The sequence below is a fragment of the Actinopolyspora lacussalsi genome, from assembly GCA_030803735.1.
GTDB lineage: Bacteria > Actinomycetota > Actinomycetes > Mycobacteriales > Pseudonocardiaceae > Actinopolyspora > Actinopolyspora lacussalsi.
On sequence record JAURUC010000001.1, the window covers coordinates 4,125,479 to 4,148,446 of the forward strand.

A 22,968-nucleotide genomic window follows, 5' to 3' on the forward strand; every position below is an offset into this window, starting at 1 on the left:
ACTCCCGCTAGTTCTCCGGAACGAGTTCGGAACGCTTGCCGTGCCACGACACGTAGAGTTCCTCCCGCGCGCGGGAGCCCGACACGTACAGCAGGTTGCGCTCCCTTGCCCACGCGGCGGGCAGTTCGTCCTCGGCGACTTCCCTGATGAACGACGGTGGGAAGTCCTTATCGCTGAGACCGACAATGGCCACGGCCCGGAACTCCAGTCCTTTCGCGCGGTGCATCGTCATCACGCGGACTTGGTTTCCCAGCTTGCTCTCGTCGGTGCTGGCCGCGATTTTCGCCATCGGGACGGCCGCCTCTTCCAGGGCCTCGCCGATGTTGCCGGTCTGCATGTGTTCCCGCGCGATGACGGCCATCTCCGACCAGGGGATGCCGGATTCGTACCAGGACCGCAGCCGGCGGATCAGCCCGGTCTTCTCCTCCGCCCAGTTGTCGTAGCCCCGCGGCACCGGGTCGGGACCGACGAACTCGGAGCGCGCTCCGGTCAGGGACTCCTCGTCCCCGTCGAGGTCGTCGACCGTCGGACCGTAGGCCACCTGGATCGACCAGTTCAGTATCTGCTTGGAGGTGCGGTAGTTGACCGTGAGCCGCCGCGAACGACCTCGGGTCTCGATGCCCAGGCGGGAGAGCACCACCTGCCTGCCGTAGATGCGCTGGTGCGCGTCGCCGACGATGAACAGGTCGTCGTTGCCCTTGCTGATCAGTGATCGGATGAGCGACCAGTGCACCGGATGTAGGTCCTGCGCCTCGTCGACGATCGCGTGCCGATAGTGCGACAACGCCGATTCGGCCGAACGCTGCGACTCGCCCGATCGCCCGTCGGACAGCTGCGCCGCGATCGCCGCCGCACGCGCGGAGGCCTGCGTGAACGTGGTCAGGTTCTGGGCGTTGAGGGTCTGGGTGAACCTTTCGAAGATCGCCCATAGCTCTGCCCGCTGCGGACGCGAGATCCGTTTGCCGCGTCCACTGCGGGAGGTCTTCAGGTACTCGGAGCGTTCCGTGAGCCCCTGCGCGAGTACCACCTCGGACCACTCGCTGCGCAGGAAGTCGATGTCCCAGTTCTCCTCGGCCTGGTCACGCGCCTGCCGCCATACCTGTTTGATCGTCTCCTCGTTCTCGCCGAGCATCCTGGGCTTCGCGCCGTTGTCCTCGCCCGTGGCGAGCACGCGCTGCGCGAGCGCGTCGATGTGGAGCACTTCGACCCGGTTCAGGATGTCGGAACCGGCGAGTTCGACGAGCTGGGACTTGATGTCGCGCGCGAGGTTCTTGGTGAAGGTGGTGAACAGTATCTTGGATTCGGAACCCTCGGACTCCAGCCGCTGTGCCAGGTGCCGTGCCCGGTGGATGGCGGTGACGGTCTTGCCGGTGCCCGCCCCGCCCGTCACGCGGTAGGGGCCCCGCCAGCCGTCGTGATAGGCCAGTTTGCGCTGCAGCGGGTGCAGCCACACCCGCCAGGCCTTGAAGTCGTCCTCCAGGATCGCGCGCAGTTCGTCGATGTCGCGTCCGTCGGTGAAGTCGACCCTGGACAGCGGTCGTTCCAGCGCCGTCAGCACGTCGTCGGTGTCGATCTCGTTCTCCTGCTCGATCACCAGGTCCTTCCAGGCGTCCTCGGGGGTGCGTCCGGCCGCGAGGTCGATCACGGCCTTGCCCTGGACTCCCGGGAGTTCCTCGGCGATGCTCAGCAGTTCGTTCTCGTCGGTGATCGCGACCAGCCGGGTGGCGATCTCCTCGTCGACGCCGAACTCGCGCAGTTCTCCCGCTTTGACGTGCCGCAGGATCGGCATTGGCCGCGCTTGTCGGGAGCCGCTGCTGCTCGCGTGGCTGACCGCCTCGTTCAGGGCCGCTTCGTTGACCACTTCCAGGGCACCGGTGACCTCGTTGACTCCGAAGCGGAGCTTGCCCGCATAGGTGTAGGCGTCGTCGTGCGGTTTGACCGCGACCATCACGTACCCGCACGATTCCGGCAGTTCGATGAGCACCGCCCGCCAGAAGTCCGACACCTTGCCGGTCTTGATGCGCTTGTCCGTGACCCCCTGCGGCGTTTTGATGTTCAGCCCGGGCAGGTCGGGGTTGGTCTGGAGCTTGACGATGAAGTCCAGCACCTTGTTCTTGATCGAGTTCTCCAGCTCCTTGTAGGAGCCCTCGAACAGGTCGGATATGACGACTCGTGTGCTCATGCTCGTTTTCCTTCGAAGGCCGCGACGATCTCGTCCACCAGTTCCTCCTCGGTTGCCACGTCTCGATGGTTGAACACTCGCCAGCCGTGCCGGACCAGCCATTCGTCGCGCGACGCCACGGTGTCGACCACCACGGCGATCCGGCTGTCGGGCCAGCAGTACTCGACCTGCCAGAGTTCGCTGTCGCCGACCTCGCCGCCTGCTTCCGGCTCGGGAACGCCGCGTTCCGCGAGTGTCCTGCCGAGGTTCGTCAGGCTTTCGTCGGTGTACTCGATCACCGTCTTCCAGCCGGGGTGGCTGACCTCGATCCGTGGCATGGACTCGGTCGGGCCGCCCAGCGCCAGCGGCGGGGTGCGTCCCGTGAACAGTTCCAGGCAGCCGTGGGTCCATATCTCGGCCATCCGCAGCGGCATCGTGTGGCCGTGGCGGGGCAGCGGCAGGAACTGCAGCAGATTGGACCAGCGGAGCCAGTCGCGCCAGCGCTCGTCGTGGGTGGCGCCGCCCACCTCGCTCGGGCTGTCGTCGAGCACCGCCAGGGCCCCGACGGTGTCGGCCTCCTGCCCCCCGCCGAGGGATGCCACGAGCGCGATGGGCAGTCCGGACAACCCCACGCAGGGAACCGCCGCCAACTTGCCCTTGCCGTTGTGGGCGAAGTCCTCTTCCCTCGCCCACGCTTCGAGGGTCGGGCCGAGGGTTTCCCGGGAGCACTTCGTCGGCTGCCCGTTCAGGTGCTCCCGCGATTCCAGCATTCCGAAGCAGGTCCGCACCGCGGTCTCGCCCCAGACGTCGTGCTCCGGGTCGCGCAGGTAGTCCAGCAGTGCCCGCATCGGGTTTCCCCAGAGCAGCGGTGCCCTGTTGTCACCCACTTTCGAACGGGCCTTCCTGGTCACGGTGTCGGCCACCAGACCTCGCAGCTTGCTCTGGTAGCCGTCCGTGAGGCGGGCGAAGTCCTCGACGTCCTCCCAGGTGAGTGACCAAACCCGGTAGCCCCGCGTGCGGAGCGCGTCGCGCTTGCGCGCGTCGTCGGCGGTCCGGTCGCCCCGCGGTGAGGCGTGGAAGGCCTTGCCGTCGAGGTAGACCGCGACCGGTGCGTCCTGGGCGTCCTGCCGGTTGAGCAGGAAATCGGGTTCGGTGGGGACCTCGCCGCCCAGTTGGACCAGCGGTCGCATCGTCCAGCGGCGCGGTTCGCCGTCCGGGCTGAGCAGTCGGATGTCGAGTTCCTCGCCCCTGCTGCCCATGGCGGAGCTCCAGGACTGGCCCCGCTGCGTGTCCACCCACCGCTTGAGCTGTTCGCGGAACCGCAGTTCCAGTTCGGACAGTTGCACCGAGGAGATGTCGATCCCGGTGACGCTGTCGATGTCCTCCACGTGCCACGCGTCCAGCAGGTCGGCGAGCAGCTCCCTGGCGAGGCGCCGGTTGGCGTGCTCCACCTCGTTCGGCGCGGCCACTCCCAGCAGGCAGCGGTGGCAGGCGGCGTGTCCATCGTGCTGGCACCGGCAGTTGCTCAGGATGTCGTGGGCCTGCAGCAGGATGCGTCGCATCCGCTCGGGTTCGCCGAGCCGGTCGAGGTAGCCGGTGCCGCCGGGCACGGTGTCGTGCAGCACCAGGAACTGACGGGTGCGCCCGTACTCGTCCGGCATGCGCGCGGTCACCACGTCCAGGTGCTGCGGGTCGCCGCCGAAGTCGGCCCGCAGCCCCAGCAGCAGCGCCGTCTTGAACGAGGTCAGGCGCAGCTCGATCTGGAAGGTCGACACCGGCAGCAGCAGCCGCACCGCCTGTGTGGTCAGCTCGTGGCTGAGCAGCAGCTCTTCCCAGCTGTTCGCGGTGCCGCGCCGGGTGGAGCACCAGCCCCGATGGCGGACGTTGTCCTCCTTGCCCTGCTGCCAGACCACGCCGCAGTAGGTGCAGGTGGTGAACCGGGTGGCGGGTTGGCGTTCGCCCGCGATGGAGACGTCGGGTGCCGGGCGGTCGGCGCGGCCCATGTTGACGGTGCGGATGGTGGCCTGCCGCGCGTACTCCGCGCCGAACGCGCGTTCGGGGAGCCGCCAGGCGTTCGCCACGTGCTCGGGCGGGATGTCCACTCCGGTCGCGGTGTGGAACCGGGTGCGCACCCGGTCCTCGGTCTCGTCCTCGATGAGGGCGTCGTCCCTGCGGTGCACGGCCGAGACCCTCCGCAGTTCCAGCACCTTGTGCACCGCTCCGGTGTCGGAGACCGCGGTGCCGCCGCACCGGGGGCAGTGACCGGGAGCGGGGGTGGTGCGCTCGGTGCCCCAGCCGCAGTCCGGGCACAACCGGTGATGCCGCCAGTGCGGCTGCCCGGCGGGGCCGATCTCCAGCGCGTCGACGCTGACCCGGTAGCCCTGCGCGTAGAACACGGCGCCGGGTGCGAACTCGGTCAGCGCGGCGCGGCTGCCCCTGCCGTAGGTGTGCTTGAGGGTTCGCGGGCTCTTGCCGTCGCCGTCGTCGGTGGTCCACCACAGCGAGACATCCAGTTCGGTGTGGTCGTCCCGCAGGTTGTAGTTCGGCAGCAGCGACAGCTGCCCCAGGCCGAGGAGAGCGTTCTCCTCCCGGTTGTCCTTGACCATCCTGGACAGTGCGTTCCACTCGCCCGACCAGCGGCGGCGGTCGTCCCGCTGCGTGTCGTCCAGGTGGCCCTGCCGGTCCAGCCGCGCGATGGCCTCGGCGAGTTCGCCCTGCCGCCGCGTCAGTTCCCGCTGGTGCTCCGACCACTCCGACACCGTCCGCGCCACGGCCTTCGGCAGCCCGTCCGAGGCGAACTCGCGCACGCCGTCCGCCGCGACCCGGTCCAGCTTGTCGCCGTACAGCGCCAGGAACCGTTCCGCCAGTTCGGCCGCGCGGGCGGTGACGGTGTCCACGAACTTCCGCAGCCAGCTGCCCTCGGCCAGCCCGTCCTCCAGCAGCGCGCCGAGCCTGCCCGGCATGTTCCCGCCGGGATCCAGTTCGCCCGCGGCCACCCGGTCCAGGCAGAACGCGAAGTACTGCCTGCACAACAGCTCGCTGGCCCGCAGGTAGGCGGCGGGCGGCGTGATCTCGCCGTTGATGAGGTTCGTGGGATCGGACAGGTAGTACAGGTCGCGGGGCTGGCTGGGCACGGTGGCCAGCACCAGCGCGTTCCCGGTGGCGCGCCCGGCGCGTCCCACGCGCTGCAGGTAGTTGGCCGGGCCGCGCGGCAGCGAGGCCAGCCCCACGGTGGAGAGGTCGCCGATGTCGATACCTAGTTCCAGCGTGGGGGTGCAGGCCAGCACGTTCGGGTCGATCGGCGAGTCCCCGGCCGCGAAGCGGCGTTCCACCCGCTGCCGTTCGCTACCGTCCAGCAGCGCGGTGTGCTCGTGCGAGACCAGGTGCCGCAGCCGCCCGGCGTGGTAGAGGCGACGGTAAAAGTCGTCGCCGCGAACCGGGTGGGCCACCAACCGTCCGGTGCAGCGCATCCGGGGGCACACCGTCCCCAGCCACAACTCGAACCGGTTCGGCGTGCTCGGCTGGATGTGGTGGCACTTCGGGCAGCGCAACTGGGCCGCCGCCAGCTCGTCCGCCCCGAGCGGTCGCAGTTCCACCCGTTCCGGGGCCAGCCCGAACACGTACGCGTCGGTGCGGGAGCTGGCGGCGACCAGCGGCGCGTGCTCGTGCTCGCCGAGCAGCCGCACCACCGGCTCCACCAGCGCGCGGGCCTCCGCCTGGCTGGTTCCCAGGCAGCGCACGGTCCAGTCGGTCAGCCACGAGTCGCCGCGCGGCCGGAGACTGTCGAACTCGCTCTTGGCGGCGGTGGAGAAGAACACGGGCGCGGCCCGGTTCTTCGGGAACTTCTGCATCCCCTGTGGACTGCCGCCCCAGATGGGATAGCGTTTGCCGTCCTGGTTGATGTAGTTCGCCAGCCACGGGTGGGTGATCCCGCCCCGGCGGCGCAGCCGGTCGAGCAGGCCGAGCAGCCAGCGTTGGTAGGCGGGTTCCTCCGGCAGGAAACCGCGCTCCGGCAGGTTCTCGTGGATGTCGCGGGCCAGCCCGGCGTAGTGCGCCAGGTCCACCCGGTAGTCCACGCCCAGCGCCCCGGTGAGTTCGAGCGTGCGGCCCAGCCGGGAGCGCAGCCCCACTTCGAGGTGGGTTTGGAACCGCAGCCGGTTGGCGAGCAGTTCGCGTCGTTTCCCGCTCCGGTCGTGGTCCAGCCATTCCCCCTCGTAACCCAGCCGTCGCGCGAAGTCCGGCGGCGCGATGGTGTAGAGATCGCGGGTGGGGCTGTCGGCGAGTTCCTCGGTGGCCTCGGCGAGGCTGCGCGGTTGGCCGTCCAGCGCGCGCAGGATGGCCGAGCGCAGGTTGAACTGGAAGGAACGTCCCTCGACGAACGCCGCCCGGTGCGCCGCGTCCTGCACCGAGTCGGTGAACACCAGGGTTTTCTTCTCGCCGTCGGCGACCAGGTTGGATCCGAACAGCTGGGTCAGCGCCACGCTGATCAGTGTCGCCACCGAGGACCCGAGAAAGCGGATCGCGTCGTCGGTCTCGCAGGAGGGGCAGCGCTGTGCTTCGGCGGCATCCGCGTCCGGCGTGATCAGCACCGGGATTCCGGGTTCGTCGTCGGCGCCCGGGTAGGCGAGCGTGAGCTTGTCGATGTGGCGCGCGCCCGGTTCGTCCTCGTTAGCCAGCAGCACGGTGCGCAGGTTCTTGGGGTCGCGGACGCTGGCCCGCCAGATCTTCTCCGGACTGCCCTCCAGCTCCTCGCCCAGCTCGGTGGCCAGCGCCTGCCAGCCCGAACGCCCGCAGACCCGGCAGTAGGCAGCCGGGAGGTAGCGGTACTCGTTGTCCGGCGGCCCGTCGTGCCACCAGGCGAAACCCGGCTCGGTGGAGACGGCGCGCAGCATCCTGGTGACCTCGCGCACCCACAGCTGCACCTCCAGGTTCAGCAGCGGTCGTTCACCCGAGTCGGTCGCGATTCGTGCGGTCGAGATCAGCGCGAGGAATCGCCGCAGCGCCCGCCGCACGTCGTGCGGGGAGTGCTGCTTGGCCACGCCCCACTGCAGCACCCCGGAGTTGCTGACCGCGTCCACCGCTTCGGCCTGGGTCAGCGGGCCGCCGGAAAGCGCCTGCACCACCGCGCGGGTGAGGAAGCTGTGGCTGAGCCGCTCGCCGAGCGTCCGCCGGTCCGGGACGCGCTCGCCCAGGAAGGCCTCCGCCAGCGGTTGCCACGAGCCCTCGGCGGCCACATCCGGCTCCGGTGGCGCGTTGACGGTCTCGACGTCGGGCACGTCGAGCCCGAAGTCGATGTCGGAGACCACTTCGGCCGCGTCCAGCCGTTCCTCGGTGACCACCGCTTCCGGCGGGAACGGGGTGCCGAACACCGTTTCGGCGAACTCGCGCAGCTCGGCCGAGCGCGTGGTCCCGCCGAGGGTGGCCGAGGTCGCCACCGGGGTTATCCGGCCGAGCGGGCGGCCCGGCTCGGCCACCCGCAGGGTCGTTCCGAGCCTGCGCAGCAGCATCGCCACGTCGGTGCCCTGCGCGCCGTCGTAGGTGTGGAACTCGTCGAGCACCAGGTAGCGCAGGCTCGTGGTCGACTCCGACCACAGCGGCGCGTCGTCGGAGCGCAGCAGCAGCAGGTCGAGCATCTTGTAGTTGGTCAGCAGGATGTCCGGCGGGTGGTCCCGCAGCGCCCGGCGCGAGTCGATGAGGTGCCCGCGGCCGAGCGTGCTGTGCTGCTCCCCGTCGCCGGTGTAGACCCCGGCGTTGACCTGGTGCAGCCTCGGGTCGTCGTGCAGCTGCTCGGCCAGCCGCCGCGCCTGGTCGCCGACCAGCGCGTTCATGGGGTAGAGCAGGATCGCCTTGATGCCCGTTTCCCCGCGAGCCCTGGCGCGGGCGGCGTGGTCCAGGATCGGCACCAGGAAGGACTCGGTCTTGCCGGAGCCGGTGCCGGTGGTGATGATCGTCGGCTCGGCCGGATCGTCGCGGGTGGACAGCCGCTCGAAGGCACGCGCCTGGTGCCGGAACGGCCGGAAACCGGTGGGCTGCCAGTCCAGCGGGCTGCGCCAGTCGGCGTCCACCGAGCGGAACGGGGTGCGCAGCCGCAGGTAAGGACCCCGGAAGATCCCGTGCTTCGAACCGAGCAGGAAATCCTCCAGCGCCGCCCGCGCCTCGTCGTCGGCCAACGCGAAGGTGGTGGACAGGTACTCGGTGACGGCCCGCTTGGTCTCTTCCGCCAGTAACGAGGGATACATCGGGATTCTTTCCTTCCCCAGCGGCTGTGCTGCGCCCCGCGTTGATCATCGCTTATCGGGCCGGGCGCGTCGCGTACGGTTACCGAGTCGTCACTTCATGCGGAACATTCTTCCGGTGCGGAGTCACCGACCTTCGGTCCAGTAACGCTGGAGCCGTGCTATCGCCTCGTCCTTGTCCATCATGGCGACTTCGGAGTCCGCCAACCCCACGCGATTGATCAGCAGGTGGACCAGGTCGGCAGGCAGTGTCTCGGCCTGCGGTTCGGGAACACCGCGTGTCGGGGGGTTCCCGTCGTGCACGCACGACCAGAACTGGGGTTCGTCGACTTCGAGCTGATCGCGGAGGACGTGTTGCCACAGGCCGGCCCCGTAGGCGCTTCGGTCGACCGGGTGGGAAATCCGCGTGCGCAGAATCCGGCCGTCGGGGAGCGCGAGTTCATAGGTGATGTGGTGGGTGCCGGAGCGGCCCCGAGCGTCCCGAACCCGATCCCAGCCTTCTGTCCGACAGAACCGTTCGTGGTCCTGCCGGGTCGCGCGGGGGTGGTTCACTGCTTGCTACCAATCAGCCAGTCGCGAAGTTGTTCGTCGTCGCTGAAGCTCACGAGCTGGACCAGGCCCCAGTTCTCGCGGTGGTTGGGCGCGTTCAGCAGTCGTTCCTGCCAGTCCTCGGCGTACTCGCGCAGCGCCGCGATCATCTCGGTGATCGCCTCATCGAATGTGGCGCCGTCCGCGGCCACCGGTAGGCCGGGGATGAACACCGACCAGCCCTCTCCTTCGGGGATCACTTGTGCCTGGGACGGGGTGACCGACGCGAGGTAAGAGCGCAACCGTTCGGCATCGACCACCGCTGTGGTGGCCGAGTCTCGACGTAGTGACGCTACGTGTCCACGATCGGCCGCGTCGAGTAGATCCTTCAGATGAGCCCGCGCTTCGGTGTAGCTGTCGTAGTGCACAGCGGACATGGTGACCTCCTCGGTGGTTACCGTCATTCTTCCGCCGAAGCTTAAGTACGTCAAGTACGTGGCGTACGGACTGGCTGTACGTACGCCACGTTCCGTCACTCACGAGCGGGGGCGCGTTTCTTGCCGCCGCCGCGCTCGGGACGCCGGGGACCGTCACCGAGCAGTGATTCGGCGAGCTCCTTCCATTCGCGGGCGTTCACACCGTCGCGGTCCTCGGTGGAGATCAGGGTTCCGCGCGGTCCGCCGCCCGCTTCCCGGGGCAGGACTCCCTGCTCGGCGTACCAGGCCTTCTTGCGTTCCCAGGCTGCCGCGTAGTCCGGCTCGTCGAGCATGCCCAGGTGCTCCCAGTAGAACTTGTCGCCGTTGGCGGATTCGATGGTGAAGTCCGGCAACCGAACCGTGTCGTCGTCGCCCACCAGCGGGGACTCGTATTGCCAGCGACCGGGATGCAACTCTTCCAGGATCTCGGCGATGATCACTTCGTTCTTGCTGCGCACGGCGATGTTGCTGCTGGTGATGTGCAGCAGCCCGCTGTCCACGGTGGCTTTCTCGCCCTTGCCACCCGCTGTGATCTCCCGCAGATCGGGGCTGCGGTTCAGGTCGGTGAACCTGCGTGCCGCGTCCGATCGGGTCGAGTCGCTGAGCCGCATCAGGTCTTCCAGCGGCCCCTCGTGGCAGATCACGATCTTCTCGCTCTGCCTGGTCAGCGCGGTGTAGAGCATTTCCCGGGATAGGTTCCACGCCCCCGCGGGCAGCATCAAAAACACCGTGCCGAACTCGCTGCCCTGCGATTTGTGCACGGTCAGCGCCCAAGCCAGTTCGATGCTGGGGTCCTCCCCGGAAAGCGCGCCGTTGACGGTCATCCGCTTCTCGGGCTGGGAGGAGAACCGCGCCTGGGTTTCCCACGGAGCCTTCTGGCCCTTTCTGGCGATCCGGCCGGTGACGACACCGATGTCGCCGTTGGCCACGTACTCGCGGGTCTGGCCCGTTTCCCGCGACCACGACCGCAGCATCTGGTTGCGCAGGTTCACCACTTTGTCGCCGAGCACGATGCGCTCACTGCCCAACGGTTTGGGCACGTTCCGATACTTCGGCCACTTGGTGGCCTTCTTGAGCTCGAACTCCCGGTGCGTTCGTTTCAGATGCCGATTGAGCTCGACGGTGCCGTGCCCGCGACCGCGCACAGGGGAGAGCAACTGCCACTGTTCACACGCTTCCGGTGCCTCGTTGTAGCTGACGAAGTCGTCCACGGTGGCGCCGTAGGAGGCCGCGAAGCTGCGTCCGCCGTCCGCGGGGTCGACGTGCAACTCCTCGGCCAGCACCTCGTCGATGACCTGCTCCGGCGTACGTCCCCGCCACGGCACGGCACGCAGCGTGGGCATCGACTCCTCGTTCCGGAGGCGCTGCCAGGTCTCGTCGAACCCTTCGGGTAGCTCGTCGCCGCCGAACCAGCGCGCCAGCATCAGGTCGTCGCGCGTACGCCCGGACTCCCGTTGGCGGCGCAGCACGGTCAGTTCGGCCCACCCGTCGGAAACCCGTGGCCAACTCCCGTCGTGCCCTTGCCTGGCCGTGTGCTCCAGATCGACGAAGGGGCGCCCCGCCCCGATCGGGGGAAGCTGCCTCGGGTCCCCGACCAGCACCAGTCGGTCCGGGGGAACCAGCGCGTCCAGTAGCGCGTCCAGCATGTCCTCGGTGAGCATGGACGCCTCGTCGACCACCACGGTGCCGTAGCGCTGTCTGCTGCTGGGATCGCCGGTGGCGCGGTAACGGGCGCTCTCCCCGTCGTATCGTCCGGCCGGCCCGAGGAAAGCCGCGAGGGTCTTGGCGGTCCCGCCGACCTTGTTGGACAGCTGCACCTGTGCTTTGCCGGTGGGGGCGAGCAGCAGCACGCCGCGTTCGGAAACCTCGTCACGTTGCGCCAGCGCGCGGATCAGCGTGGTTTTACCGGTGCCCGCTGGACCGTTCAGCACGGTGCACCGGGAGCGGTACAGCTCCCGCAGCGCCTGCTGCTTCTCGGTACGCGCCCGCTGTTCGGCCGGGTCCTCCTCGTCGGCGTTTTCGTCGGAATCCTCGGGTGACAGTATCGCCGCCAACTCGCTGCCCAGGTCGTCCGGGACTGGGTGTGGCTCAGCGGCGCGCAGGTTCGCCAGGAACGAGTTGATCGTGTTCACCCTGGTGATGGCCGAACGCAGCTTATAGGCGCACTCCCCGTCGGCCAGCTCTGTGTGCGCCAGCGGTGGCCAGTTGTACTCGGGATCGGCGTCGAGATCCTCGGGCAGCAGATCCAACCCGGACAGCGTGGTGTCGGTCAGCTTCATCGGCCGGGTGGGGGTCAGCCGCTGGGCGCGTTCGACCGCTTCGGCTCGTGGAAGCAGGGTGTGGCCCTCCTGCTGGGCCTCGGCCACGGTTTCGGTGAGGGCGGCTTCCACCCGGCGCTGGTCCACCGGATCCTCGAACGGCTCGGAAACCGGTAGCGGATGCCGTTCCGAGATCGCGGGATCGGGGTAGCACCCCCGGTCGATCACGGTGAACGAGATCGGTTCGTCGTCATCGACCGTGGAGGTGACCAGGTCGTACGGGTTTTCCAGCAGCTCCTCCGGCGTTATCTCGAAGGAGGTGGTCCCGTCGAGGATCCGGTCGATCTCCTCCGCACTCAGGTCGAAGCGCGCCAACAGCCGCAGTGCGGCGCGCCACTGCTCATCCAGTTTGGACCAAATTTTCCTGCGTGGTTTGGTCGCCAGCGTTCCCAACGGTTCGGGAACCTCGCGCCCCTCCAGTGCGTCCGTCAGCAGCGGCCACGGGTCTTCCCCGTCCCCGGCCGCCTCGCCGAGGGCGTGCGCCGCGAAAGCGGGTTGTTCCCAGCCGAGCCGGGAGAGCACCCCGGGCAGGCCGGGGGAGGGCCCGCGACGCCGCCAGGTCTGGGCGAGCTGCTCGTCCAGCCATTCCAGCGAGCGATTGGGCAACTCGCAGCCGAGCTCGTGGGCCGCGTGGGCCGCGCGGCTGAGTTCGAGTAGCGTGGCGACCGCGGTGTCCTGCGGGACGTGCTCGGTGACGTAGGAGAACTCCCGCTCGCGTTCGGGCGCGTTCGCCAGCGCTTCGGAGACGTCCACGCCCTTGGCGTCCAGTTCGGACAGCCGTTGCAGCGGCAGCAGGATGCCGCCGGTGCCGTCCGGGCGCAGCGTGTGGCCCAGGGTGACTTCCCACATCTGGTTGGGGAACTCGGTGGGGCCGTTGGTGGGCCACCTGCCGGGCATGGTGATCCTGTCGACCAACCCGGCTCCCACCAACAGCCGCCGCCCGGCCTGCTCGAAGGGCGAGTGCTTGAGGTAGAAGAACACCAGCGACTGTTCCGCCCGCACGTCCCGGAAGAACGTTTCCAGCATCGCCCGCTGGTTGTCGGCGTGCAGCAGCCAGGGGGAGTTGTCCCACCCCAGCGCGTCCAGCGCCAGCTGTTCCTTGTCCGGGGAGTACTCCGGAACGTGGTGTTGGCGCAGCACCTCGTCGGTGTGTTCGGTGTTGAGCCAGTAGTACGGCGTGACGTGCGTCGAGTAGGCGGGCAGTTCCAGCGTGGTTTCGGAGATGTTCTGCAGCGCGGAGTGCCACGAATAGGGGTGTTTCTTCGGGACCGGCTGCTCTCGTGAGCTGAGGAAGCCCGCGCGTTCGGAGACGCACGGTAGTTTCTTCGGGTTCAGCTCGGCGAAGGGTCTGCCCGCGTTCTCGGTCTCGTAGTCGTCCTCGCGGTTCTCCCCGATGTTCTTCAACAGCACGCAGGAACTGTTGGAACTCGGGTCGTGGCACACCGAGCCGTTCCAGCCCGCGTCGTGCCAGGGCACCCTTACCGACAGATGGCGCACGTTGTTCACTGGTCGTTCTCCTGAGATCCGAGACGTCGGGCGAAGTCCTGGTAGGCGGCGGTCATCTCCCGCTCGCGGTCCACCGGGGTGATCGGTGGTTCGTAGCGGTCGAGCAGGTCGCCGCTGTCCTGCTCGTTGAGGTACGCCTGCAGCAGCTTGAAGTCGTCCTTGTGCTGCTTGACGCCGTGCGCGTGGTGGTCCTTGGCGATCTTGCGGCCCAGGTTGTCGAACCACATGTTGTACTCGTACTTGCGCAGCACCGCGAACTGCCCGCGATACATCAGGCACAGCTGCTCGGCGGTCAGCCCCAGCAGCAGCGCGGCGAGCGCGTCGAGCTCCACCAGCGCGGCCCGGCGCTCGAACTCCGAACGCAGCGGGGTCTCCCAGTCCCACTCCTGGTTGGACACCCCCAGCTCGGGCCAGTCGGAGAACGGGGTGGTCCAGCTGTCCGCGGCGAAGCCCCGCTCGTAGAGCTCCTCCCACAACGGCGCGTAGTCCCGCGTGAGGCAGTTCAACCGCAGCGCGCGCAGCAGCAGCATCGGCGCGGCCGGGTGGTCGAGCGGGGCGGGGAAGCGTCTGATCAGCTCATCGGAAATATTCGCTTTCCCGCTGATCTTTACGAAATAATCAAACGGGATCGATGTCCAAAGCCCACCCATGAACAGAGTTTGGTAATTTGTCTCGGTGGATAGACTCATCACTGAGTGGATATGAGCCGGTCCCGGTGGAATTATTGATGCGATTAGCGATCGCTCGGACCCTGGCTGTGTCATAGCGCGCCAGGCGAGGCGGTAGAAGTCGGTGTAGGGCCGCCCGTTCCAGTGGGTGAGTCCGGCCTCGTAATTCTCCCGATCGGTGGCGCGCTGGTAGTTGGTGCGCGGGAGCACCGTTTCCGGCAGTTCCTCCGGATCCCAGTCGGAGTAGTCGAGGTTGCTCTTGCAGTTCTCGTTGGGTTCCTTGCCGAACGGGGTGGCCACGGAGAACTGCGGCCCCTGCAGGATTACCTCGTCCCAGCTCGACGGGTATTCCGTCCGCCACTCGATGAAGCCGTCCTCCTTGGCGCCCTTCTCGTGCCAGCCGCTGGACCACTGGTAGTCGAGGCCGGCCATCCGCCTGGTCTGTTCCGAGACGGCGCCGAGCGCGTCGAGCTGTTCGCGGGTCACCGGCCGCAGCAGCCGGGCCTGCGGTGCCGGGGTACCCGGCTCGTCGAACAGCGCCGCCCACTGGGCCAGAGTGCGTTCGGTGATCTCCACGACGCGCGAGGCGTGCGGCCGCAGGTCCCAACCGCCCGAGGGATACTGGATTCCGGGGATCTCGGTCGAACCGTCGTGCTGCAGCGAGCCCTCCAGGGTCTCCGGCACCAGTAGGTTGGCGACCTGCCGAAAGCTGATCTCTCCCGGATAGCCGTATACCTGGACGCCGTAGATGGTCTGGTGATGCACATCGTCGAAGAGCTGGGCTTCGTTGATGAACTGCCAGTGCCTACGCAGCCGCCGATAGGTCGCCTCACGCAGTTTCCCGGCCTTGGGGTCGGTGAAGTGACTCTCCGGATGCAGCAGCCCGACGACGCCGGAGTCGTGCATGGAGCGCCAGGAACGCTCCATGAAGTTGGTGTAGAGGTTGGTCTGCACCCCGTGCAGCACGGGATGCTCCACCGCTGATCCGAGGTGCTCGTTGAGTCCGGCCCAGGAGCTCAGCTCCCCCAGGTACCGCTCGGTGGCGCCGGGATCCGCGAGGATTTCCGAGCGCAGTCGCTGGAAAGTCTCCGGCGGAATCTTCTCGCGCAGCACGAAGTACGGGTCGAACTCGGCCAGCGTCTGGTCGTCGTTCCACGTGGGCCGCACCCACGGCGGGTTCCCGAGCTGCAGGTCGAATCCGCCGCCCGCGAAGACCTGCGCGAAGTCCAGCTCCCAGTGGAAGAAGCCCTCCCGCTGCGAGATCTCGCGGGCGGTGCCCAGCCAGGGGTGCGCCACGTACAGCATGGTCACCGAGCGCATGCCGGAGTAGCTCTTCTCCAGCTCGTCCATATCGGCCAGTTCGTGGAACCCGGCCACGCTCTCGGCCAGCTCGGCCTGGTTGCCCGGGTCCCGCTTGCCGCCGGAGCCGAGCAGCCCTTCCAGCATGCTCAGCCACTGCTCCAGGTCCGGCGGCTGCACCTCGGTGGTGACCGGCCAGAAGAACAGCGCGCACCAGGCGTCCATCGCCAGCCGCAGCCGCTGGTACGGCCCGTCCGGGTCGTTCAGTTCCCGCTCCACCTCCTCGCGGGTGACGGCGGCGGTCTCGGAACCGCTCGTCGCGCCCCACACCCCGATCTCGCGGGACACCTCGCGTTCGCTGATCTCCAGCCGCCGTCGGGTCAGCTCCCACAGCCGCTCCACGCGCCGCGCCAGCCCGCGCAGCCGCTGCACCTGCTTCTCGGTGGGCTTCTTGGTGACGGACTTGGCCCACTCCCGGAGCGCCTTGGCGCGGTCCGGCGCGAGTTCCTTGGCCTGCTTCACCCCGGCGACCGAGCCCCAACCGGCCGCTGGCAGCAGGAAGTGGTGGATCTCGCCGTCCGGGAGCGCGCCCTGGCTCAGCGGGCGCTCGGTGGGCGGGGTGCCGGTCCAGCTGCGCTTGGCCTTGCCCAGCGAGGTGAGGTCGTAGGTGGCACGGCGCGCGCCCACCAGCGAGTTGCCGCGCTTGAGATGCAGCCCGAACCAGGGTGCCCGCAGGCCGGGGTGCATCACGTTCAGCCACAGCGAGATCTCGGCCAGCTCGCGGGCCGTGTCGTTGAGGTCCACCCCGTAGCAGCGGTGCAGCGCCAAGTGGGCCTTCACCTTCTGCAGCTCGTCGCGGTAGCGCTCCGGGTCGATGGTCTCGTCCAGCTCCAGCTGCCGCCGCCGCAGGTACTCCTCGGCCAGCTGGTTGATCGCCTCGTTCAGGAAGGCGCCGCTGCCCATCGCGGGCTCGCACACCCGGTAGTCCAGGATGGCTTCGGCCGGGGTGTGCTCGCTCAGCAGCTCCCGCAGCGAATGCCGCACCACGCACCTGGTCAGCACCTCCGGGGTGTAGAACGAGGCGCTGCGCTGCCGATCCCGCCCGGAGAGCCGGTAGACGAAGGTGCCCGCCGGGTGCGTCACGTTGCTGCGTTCCTCGGTGAACGGGTCCTCCCGGCGTACCACGTGCCGTTCCTCGTACTGCCCGAGGTTCTCCTCCGGCACCAGCCAGGTGCCCTTGCTCGGGTCGCCGTCCTTGGCCAGCTCCACCAGCCTGCGGTCGGCGATGAACCCGCTGTATGCCATCAGTCCCTCGTAAACCGCGCCGAGCTGGTTGATGCCCAGCTGCGCGTACGAGACGTAACCGGCTCGGCCGCCGCTGCCCTTGGACGGTTTGGACAGCAGCAGCATCGACAGCACCCGCTGCAGCACCGCGTTGCTCAGGTCCACATCGTCGATGTGGTGTGCGTGCCCGCTGTCGAACAGGTCCGCGCGCAGCGGCTCGAACACCAGCCCGTCGCTCTCCGGGTGCTCGGTGCCGTGGCCGGTGTTGACCAGCCGGAACAGCAGCCGCAGCGAGTCGTGCAGGTGGTGGCCCTCGCGGGACTTGCCGGTCAGCGGCTTGTGGATCAGCTCGCGCAGCCGGTCCAGCCCGTAGCCAGCGTCGTACTCCGGCGCCCCCACCGGCAGGATGCCCAGCTCGGGGCGGGCCTCGGCGTAGAGCAGGAACAGGATGCGGTAGAGGAACCGCAGCGACTGGGTGGTCAGTTCCCTGGGCAGCTCGGGCATGTCCGCCACGGCCTCGCCGCGCTGCCTGCGCTTGTCGATCACCTCGTTGGCGATCAGCTCCACCGAGACCCGCAGGCCCTCGCGCAGCTCCTCGCTGACGCCGACCGCGTGCTTGATCGACTCGTCGGTGAATTCCGCGAGCAGGCTGGTGCTCTCCGCCGAGGGCAGCAGCACGTCGGCCGAGGCGAGCCCGGCGTGCCAGGCCAGCTCGCCGGTGGCCTTGTCGTCCTTCCTGGCCAGCGCGGTGTGCACGTCGAAGGCCAGGTAGCGGCCCTCGGCCCAGCGGTGCACATCGGACAGCACCAGCCAGCCGCCGGAGACCACCAGCACGAACCGGGGCGCCTCCTCGGTCAGCAGCAGCCGCTGCACCGCCTGGGTGACCGCGGGGATCTCCTCGACCTTCTCCTTGCCGGTGCGCAGCCGAACCGGCTCCAGCAGCCCGCCGTCCGCGCCGAACAGGTCGTCCACATCGTCCACCGGGGCCGCCTGCAGCACGTGCAGCGCCTCACCGGAGGCGGACTGGCAGCGCGCCAGCAGCGGCACCTCCACCGGTGTCTCGGACTGCCTCGTGTGCAGCACCGTGGGGTCGGGCGTGATCCCGAGAGCCTCCAGCAGGATGCCGTGCAGCTCGGTCACCGCCCGGCCGAAGTCCGCTTCCCGAGGCGCGGGCAGCGCGGCCTTGGCGTTGACGAAGCGCCCGCTGATCCCGGACAGCCCCCGCAGCGGGCTGTGCTTGCCGTGGCTCGCGCGCTCCCGCCACTCCTTGGTCAGCGTCTTGAGCTTGCCGGGGAAGGCTTCGGAGAGCCAGTGCGGGGACAGGAAGTCGCCGACGTTGTGGATCGAGTCGTACATCCTCGTTGCCTTCGTCGTTTCGGGTGGCGCAGTGCTGGTTGGCGTGGTGCCGGTTGGCGCGGTGTCGGTGGCGGGGCGACGCCGACGGGCTGGTCGCTGCCGGTGGTGCGGTGGCCGCTGCGGCGCCGCCGCGCGGCGGGTCGGGTTCGGACGGCGGGCTCGGGTTCGGACGGTCGAGCGGCCGAGCCCGGCGAGGTCCTATTCCCCCGACCGGTCGGCAGGCACGATCAGCCCCACCACCCGCACGAACGGCTCGCCCGAGACGGCCAGTGAGTCGATCAGCCGCGAGGTCTCGTCGTGGGTGCTGCGCAGACCCTGCTTGCGGTCGTTCGAGGCGTTGTTGTCCTCGGCGATCGACAGCGCCAGCTGCCGCCATTCGCTCAGTCGCTCGCGCTGCCGGTCCAGCCGCGCGAGCAGATCGCTCTCCATCTCCTCGCGCCTGCGGCGCAGGTCCCGCTCGGCCGCGTCCACCGCCTCCGGCACCAGCGGCTGTGCCTTGTCCAGCCACTCCCGCACGCCGCCGGGGTTGCGGACCCGCTCCCGCAGCCCCGCCCGCTCCAGGGTCTCGTGCAGCTCGCCCACCACGGGCTCGTCGGGCAGGCCACTGACCGCGCCCCAGTGGTTGAGCACCGCCTGACCCAGTGAGTTGGACCAGCTGGCCTGGGTGAGGAACACCGGCTCGGCCACCGCCGCTGCCATCACCGGCGCCTCGTCCCGTTCGAACCGGGCCAGCGCGCGGGTGGCCGCCCACTCCAGCACCGGGTGGATCGGGGCGAGGTAGCTGACGTCCGGCCAGGTGGTGTTCTCGTCCGCGCGGGCCCTGGCGAGCCGCTGCTCGGCGAAAGCGGGCTGGGCGGAAACCCTGATCCTGGTTCCGATGCCGCGTTCCGAGCGGTAGCTCTCCGGCAGGTCGTTCAACCGCTGCGCCAGGTCCTGGGGCGTGTTGAACGCCAGCAGGTCGGTCTCCTCGTCGCGGTGGATCTCCAGTTTCTCGCCGTCGGGCGAGATCTCCTCCAGCGCCTCGGCGAGGAAGTTGTCGTCGTCGTCGAACAGGGTGCGCTTGGGCGCGGTCGGGACCGCGGTGTCCTCGGCGTGCTCCCCGCCGTTGGCCAGCAGCGCCGCGAACGGGTCGAGCTCATCCGAATCGGCGTCGGGAATCTCCGCCGCGATGTCGCCGCCGTCGCGGAGCAGCTTCATGACCTCTTCCTCCTCCAGCTGCTCGTCCCGCAGGTTCAGCAGCGCGCCCGCGTCGCCCAGCGCCTGGTTGGCGGCCTGCTCCTTGGCGAGCAGCTTGGTCACCACCCGCAGCTCGCTGTCGGTGGCGGTGTCCTCGTCGCCCAGCGCCAGCGCGGTGATCTCCGGCGGGTTCTCCTGCAGGTAGCGGTCGATGCGGCCGTTGCGCTGCTGGATGCGGATGAAGCTCCACGGCAGGTCGTAGTGCACCACCCGGTGGCACTGGCGGTGCAGGTTGATGCCCTCCGAGGCCATGTCGCTGGCCAGCAGCACCCGCACGCTGCTGGAGGCCAGCTCGAAGTCCTGCACGATCCGTTGCACCTCGGCGTCCGGCAGCTGGGCGTGCAGCATCGCCAGCGCTCGTTCGGGAAGCCCCAGCCGCTGTCGAAGCGTGTCGCGCAGCCAGCTCAGCGTGTCGATGCGTTCGGAGAACACCACCACGCGGGCCTCGCCATCGGCGGAGACGCCGACCTCGCGGAGGTAGTCCAGCAGCGCGTCGAACTTGGCGGGACCCCGCTCGCGCACCTTGTCGGTCAGCTCGTCCAGCCGGTGCAGCGCGGAGGTCTCGGTCGCGACGTCGGTGGCCTCGGTGCGTTCGCCCAGGGTTCGCAGCCGCCGCTGGATGCTGCTGTGCAGGGCCTGCGGCGAGGACAGGAACGCCTTGAACAGCGTCCACGGGAACAGCGTGCCGCCCTTGCCGCTGACCGGGGACTTACCGGCCGAGGGGCGCAGCCACACGTCGCGGAGCTCGTCCAGCACGGCCCGTTCCGCCGCGCTGGGGGTGACCGGGCGGATGTCGGGTTCCTCGCGCGCGGCCCAGCGGTGCCCGACCTCCAGCTGCACGTCCTCGGAGTTGCGGTGCCTGCGCACGTAGAGGTGCTCGATGTCGGCGGCCCGGTAGTCGCTCGGGTCGGCGATCGCGGTCGGCTCCAGCAGGTTCACCAGCTCGGCGAACGACTCGGGCTTGCCGTTGTGCGGTGTGGCGCTGGCCAGGATCAGCGCGTCGGTCTGCCGGGCCAGCAGCCGCGCCAGCTCGTTGTTCTGGGTGCCCCGGTTGATGAGGTTGTGGCACTCGTCGATGACCACCGCGTCCCAGTGCTGGTCCTTGAGGTGGTGCTTGTAGCGCGCCGGGTTCTTGAGCGTGTCGATCGAGACGATCGCGCGGCGGTAGTAGCTGAACGGGTTCCGCGAGGCGGGCAGCCGCTGGCGCACCTGCTGGATGCCGTCCGAGTCCAGCCGCACCAGCGGGATGGCGTAGCGCGTCCACATCTCGTGCTGGAACTGCTCCAGCACCGCGCGGGGCGTGACCACCAGGATGCGCTCGCCCCGACCGCGCTCGATCAGCTCGGTCAGCGTGATGCCGATCTCCAGGGTTTTGCCCAGCCCCACGGCGTCGCCGATCAGCACCCGCGGCCGGAGGTTGGACAGCGCCTGGTGCGCCGGGCGCAGCTGGTACTCCATGTCGTCGGCCAGACCCCGGTGGCCGGTGACGATGTCGGTGCTGCTCACCGGGGTGGAACTCTGCCGCAGCAGCGATTCCAGCCACAGCCGGGACCGGCGGAAACCCGGACTGTCGTCGGCGGTCAGGCGCGTCTTGCGCGGATCCAGCACCTCGATCTCGTCGAGCGCGGTGTAGAACACCGCGTCCTGGTCGCGAACGAGTTCCGAGGCCCCCGTGGCCTCGACCCGCATGCCGTCCCGGCCCGCGTTCCGAACCGCGCGAACCAGCCACTCCTCGTCACGTACGACGATCTGCGCCCCCACCGGAATATCCGGTGCCTCCGTTAGCCCTGCTGACACGTCCCCGAGCCTATCCAGTGACCCACGGGGCCGTGGGGTCACATCACGAATCGTAAGAGGCTCGTTTCAGCGGAGTGATCATCACCTGGTGAGCGGGTCGAGATGTGCGGTTCTCGCCCGGAATCGGTGGTTTCGACGTGCTCGCGTCGCTCGCTCGGCGGTATCCGGCGGTGATCGTTTCTTAGTAGAGGTGGGGTGGCCGTGCGTTGTGGGAGGTCACATGTCGGAGACCATCGTTCGGAGCGGCGAGGACGCGCAACGTCGGTTGCGTGAGCTGGGGCTGCGTGCCTCGTACATGGACGAGGCCGTGCACGCGGGAGTCGAGGCGAGACGCCTCAGGGGCGAGTTCGAACCGCGCTCCGCGGCCGGGCTCCGGGACTGGATCGCACGGGTGGGGAAGCTGCGTTCGCTGATCGTGGCGGAAATGAACTGGCGGTTCGCCGATCCGCAGAACGTGCCGGTGGTCTTCGACCCGGACAGCAAAACAGCGCTGGGAGTTCTACTGGGGGACAACAGAACCGGTAACCAGTACGGAAAGGACGGGCCGCGCAGCAAATACCCCAAGGGCAAAGCGGTTTCGGAAGGTACCGCCGTGCGAGGGGGCGATTCGGTACTCACGTTCGACGTGGCCCAGCCCAACGGACGAACCCAGCTGACTTCCGACGAGCTCGGCGAGATGGATCTCTGGTTTCTGGTGACGTACTCGCTCACGGTGCCGACCGATGACGGGAAGAGGTTCGAGGTTCACCGGGAGGTCTCGTTCGCCGAGCCCATCAAAACCGGCTCCTACATCACTCGGTGGCGGGAACGTCTGCTGCTGCCGAAACAGACCTTCGATCCGGTGGCGCAGCCGTACGGGCCGGAAAAACCGAAGGACATCGACGTCTACGTCGCGGCAAAGTAACCGTCCGACCTGTTGGGTGCTCAACGGGGTTGCGCGACAATGGTTCGGTGATGTTCTCGCCCGGTCGTCTCACGCTCGCTCGTGCACGCCGTCGGCTGCCGCAGGCCGAGCTGGCGGGATACGTGGGTGTGCCCGCGAGGCGGATCAGCGATTTCGAGCGGGGCCGCGCCGAGCCCGGCGAGGACACGCTGCGGCTGCTGGCCGAACGGCTGCGGTTCCCCGTGGAGTTCTTCGCGAGGGAGGAACCTGCGGAGATCGCCACCGATGCGGTCTCGTTCCGCGCACGCCGCAAGACGGCCAAACGCAAGGTCGGCGCCGCTGTCAGCGCCTCCACTCTCGCGGTGGAGTTCAACGACTGGCTGGAACGCAATTTCGAACTGCCCGCTCCGGACGTGCCGGATCTCGGCGGCTTCGACCCGCACACGGCCGCAGAGATGCTGCGGGTCCGCTGGAGCGTGGACTGCAAACCCGTGCCGAACCTGGTGCATCTGCTGGAGTCACGAGGGGTCCGGGTTTTCGCCCACGCTGCCGACTACTCGGATGTCGACGCGTTCTCGTTCCGGCACTCGGCGCGCCCCTTCGTCTTTCTGAACACCTTCACCTCGGGTGAGCGTGGCCGATTCGACGCGGCACACGAGCTGGGGCATCTCGTGCTGCACTCCGGAAGTGTCGAGTTGACCGGCAGCGCGGTCGAGCGGGAGGCCGACGCCTTCGCGGGGGCCTTCCTGATGCCGCGCGACAGCGTGTTCGCGAGTATGCCGCGCTCGCCGTTGACCGGGCAGTTGCTGGAGGGCAAGTCCATCTGGCGCGTTTCGGCGATGGCGCTGGCCCACCGGGTGCACGAGCTCGGTCTGCTCGGCGAGGAGCGTTACCGGGACGCCTGCGTCGAGCTCAGCGCCAGGGGGTACCGAGATGGGGAACCGGACGGGGTCCGCAGGGAGGGTTCGCAGCTGCTTGAGAAGGTACTGCGTTCGCTGCGTGCGCGGGGAATCTCGGTCGGGCGGATCGCCGAGGAGTTGGCCCTGCCGGTCGAGGACGTCGCCGGTTTCCTGCGCGGCTTGGCGATCGTTCCGGTCCACGAGACCGTCGACTCGGTGGAGCGGATGCGGGTGCACCGTGAATCCGAGCAGACGCGAGGCTATCCCGCGCTCAAACCGGTTCCCTCCGGTTGAGGCGACAAGTGTCCGCAGTGGATTCTT

At 68.7% G+C, this 22,968-nt stretch carries 9 protein-coding genes; 2 read left to right on the plus strand and 7 right to left on the minus strand.

Annotated elements, in window-relative coordinates; genetic code table 11:
* Positions 1 to 7: 7 nt before the first annotated feature.
* The 7 genes from J2S53_RS18385 to J2S53_RS18415 form a co-directional block, all read right to left on the minus strand.
* Positions 8 to 2,182: a UvrD-helicase domain-containing protein gene (locus tag J2S53_RS18385; RefSeq protein ID WP_456242015.1), complete on the minus strand. Its 2,175-nt coding sequence runs from the start codon at positions 2,180 to 2,182 to the stop codon at positions 8 to 10.
* The gene (locus J2S53_RS18390; protein WP_456242016.1) at positions 2,179 to 8,400 is read right to left on the minus strand and encodes a DEAD/DEAH box helicase; all 6,222 of its coding nucleotides are present in this window, start codon (positions 8,398 to 8,400) and stop codon (positions 2,179 to 2,181) included. The genes J2S53_RS18385 and J2S53_RS18390 overlap by 4 nt, the downstream gene beginning before the upstream one ends.
* 123 nt (positions 8,401 to 8,523) lie before the next feature.
* Positions 8,524 to 8,949 carry a cytotoxic translational repressor of toxin-antitoxin stability system gene (locus tag J2S53_RS18395; protein WP_456242017.1) on the minus strand — a complete coding sequence of 142 codons (426 nt, stop codon included), beginning with the start codon at positions 8,947 to 8,949 and terminating at the stop codon, positions 8,524 to 8,526.
* Positions 8,946 to 9,362 carry a prevent-host-death protein gene (locus J2S53_RS18400; protein ID WP_456242018.1) on the minus strand — a complete coding sequence of 139 codons (417 nt, stop codon included), beginning with the start codon at positions 9,360 to 9,362 and terminating at the stop codon, positions 8,946 to 8,948. Before J2S53_RS18400 ends, J2S53_RS18395 begins: the two co-directional genes overlap by 4 nt.
* A 95-nt stretch (positions 9,363 to 9,457) precedes the next feature.
* Positions 9,458 to 13,225: an AAA family ATPase gene (locus J2S53_RS18405; RefSeq protein WP_456242019.1), complete on the minus strand. Its 3,768-nt coding sequence runs from the start codon at positions 13,223 to 13,225 to the stop codon at positions 9,458 to 9,460.
* On the minus strand, positions 13,222 to 17,832 hold the full coding sequence (locus J2S53_RS18410; RefSeq protein ID WP_456242020.1) for an Eco57I restriction-modification methylase domain-containing protein: 4,611 nt from the start codon (positions 17,830 to 17,832) through the stop codon (positions 13,222 to 13,224). The genes J2S53_RS18405 and J2S53_RS18410 overlap by 4 nt, the downstream gene beginning before the upstream one ends.
* A 198-nt stretch (positions 17,833 to 18,030) precedes the next feature.
* Positions 18,031 to 20,865, minus strand: coding sequence for a helicase-related protein (locus tag J2S53_RS18415; protein ID WP_456242021.1), 2,835 nt, complete (start codon positions 20,863 to 20,865; stop codon positions 18,031 to 18,033).
* A gap of 220 nt (positions 20,866 to 21,085) precedes the next feature.
* Here J2S53_RS18415 and J2S53_RS18420 point away from each other — a divergent pair, with 220 nt between their 5' ends.
* Both J2S53_RS18420 and J2S53_RS18425 read left to right on the plus strand, forming a co-directional pair.
* Positions 21,086 to 21,769 (plus strand): hypothetical protein, encoded by a 684-nt coding sequence (locus J2S53_RS18420; RefSeq protein ID WP_456242022.1) that lies wholly within the window; start codon positions 21,086 to 21,088, stop codon positions 21,767 to 21,769.
* Between the two features lie 50 nt (positions 21,770 to 21,819).
* Positions 21,820 to 22,941, plus strand: a complete 1,122-nt coding sequence (locus J2S53_RS18425) for an XRE family transcriptional regulator (protein WP_456242829.1) — start codon at positions 21,820 to 21,822, stop codon at positions 22,939 to 22,941.
* Positions 22,942 to 22,968 lie beyond the last annotated feature (27 nt).

Coding starts and splice junctions, on each gene's coding strand:
- J2S53_RS18400 (WP_456242018.1), bottom strand. CDS start 9,362: ATGTCCGCTGTGCACTACGACAGCTACACCGAAGCGCGGGCTCATCTG.
- J2S53_RS18420 (WP_456242022.1), top strand. CDS start 21,086: ATGTCGGAGACCATCGTTCGGAGCGGCGAGGACGCGCAACGTCGGTTG.
- J2S53_RS18390 (WP_456242016.1), bottom strand. CDS start 8,400: ATGTATCCCTCGTTACTGGCGGAAGAGACCAAGCGGGCCGTCACCGAG.
- J2S53_RS18385 (WP_456242015.1), bottom strand. CDS start 2,182: ATGAGCACACGAGTCGTCATATCCGACCTGTTCGAGGGCTCCTACAAG.
- J2S53_RS18425 (WP_456242829.1), top strand. CDS start 21,820: ATGTTCTCGCCCGGTCGTCTCACGCTCGCTCGTGCACGCCGTCGGCTG.
- J2S53_RS18410 (WP_456242020.1), bottom strand. CDS start 17,832: ATGTACGACTCGATCCACAACGTCGGCGACTTCCTGTCCCCGCACTGG.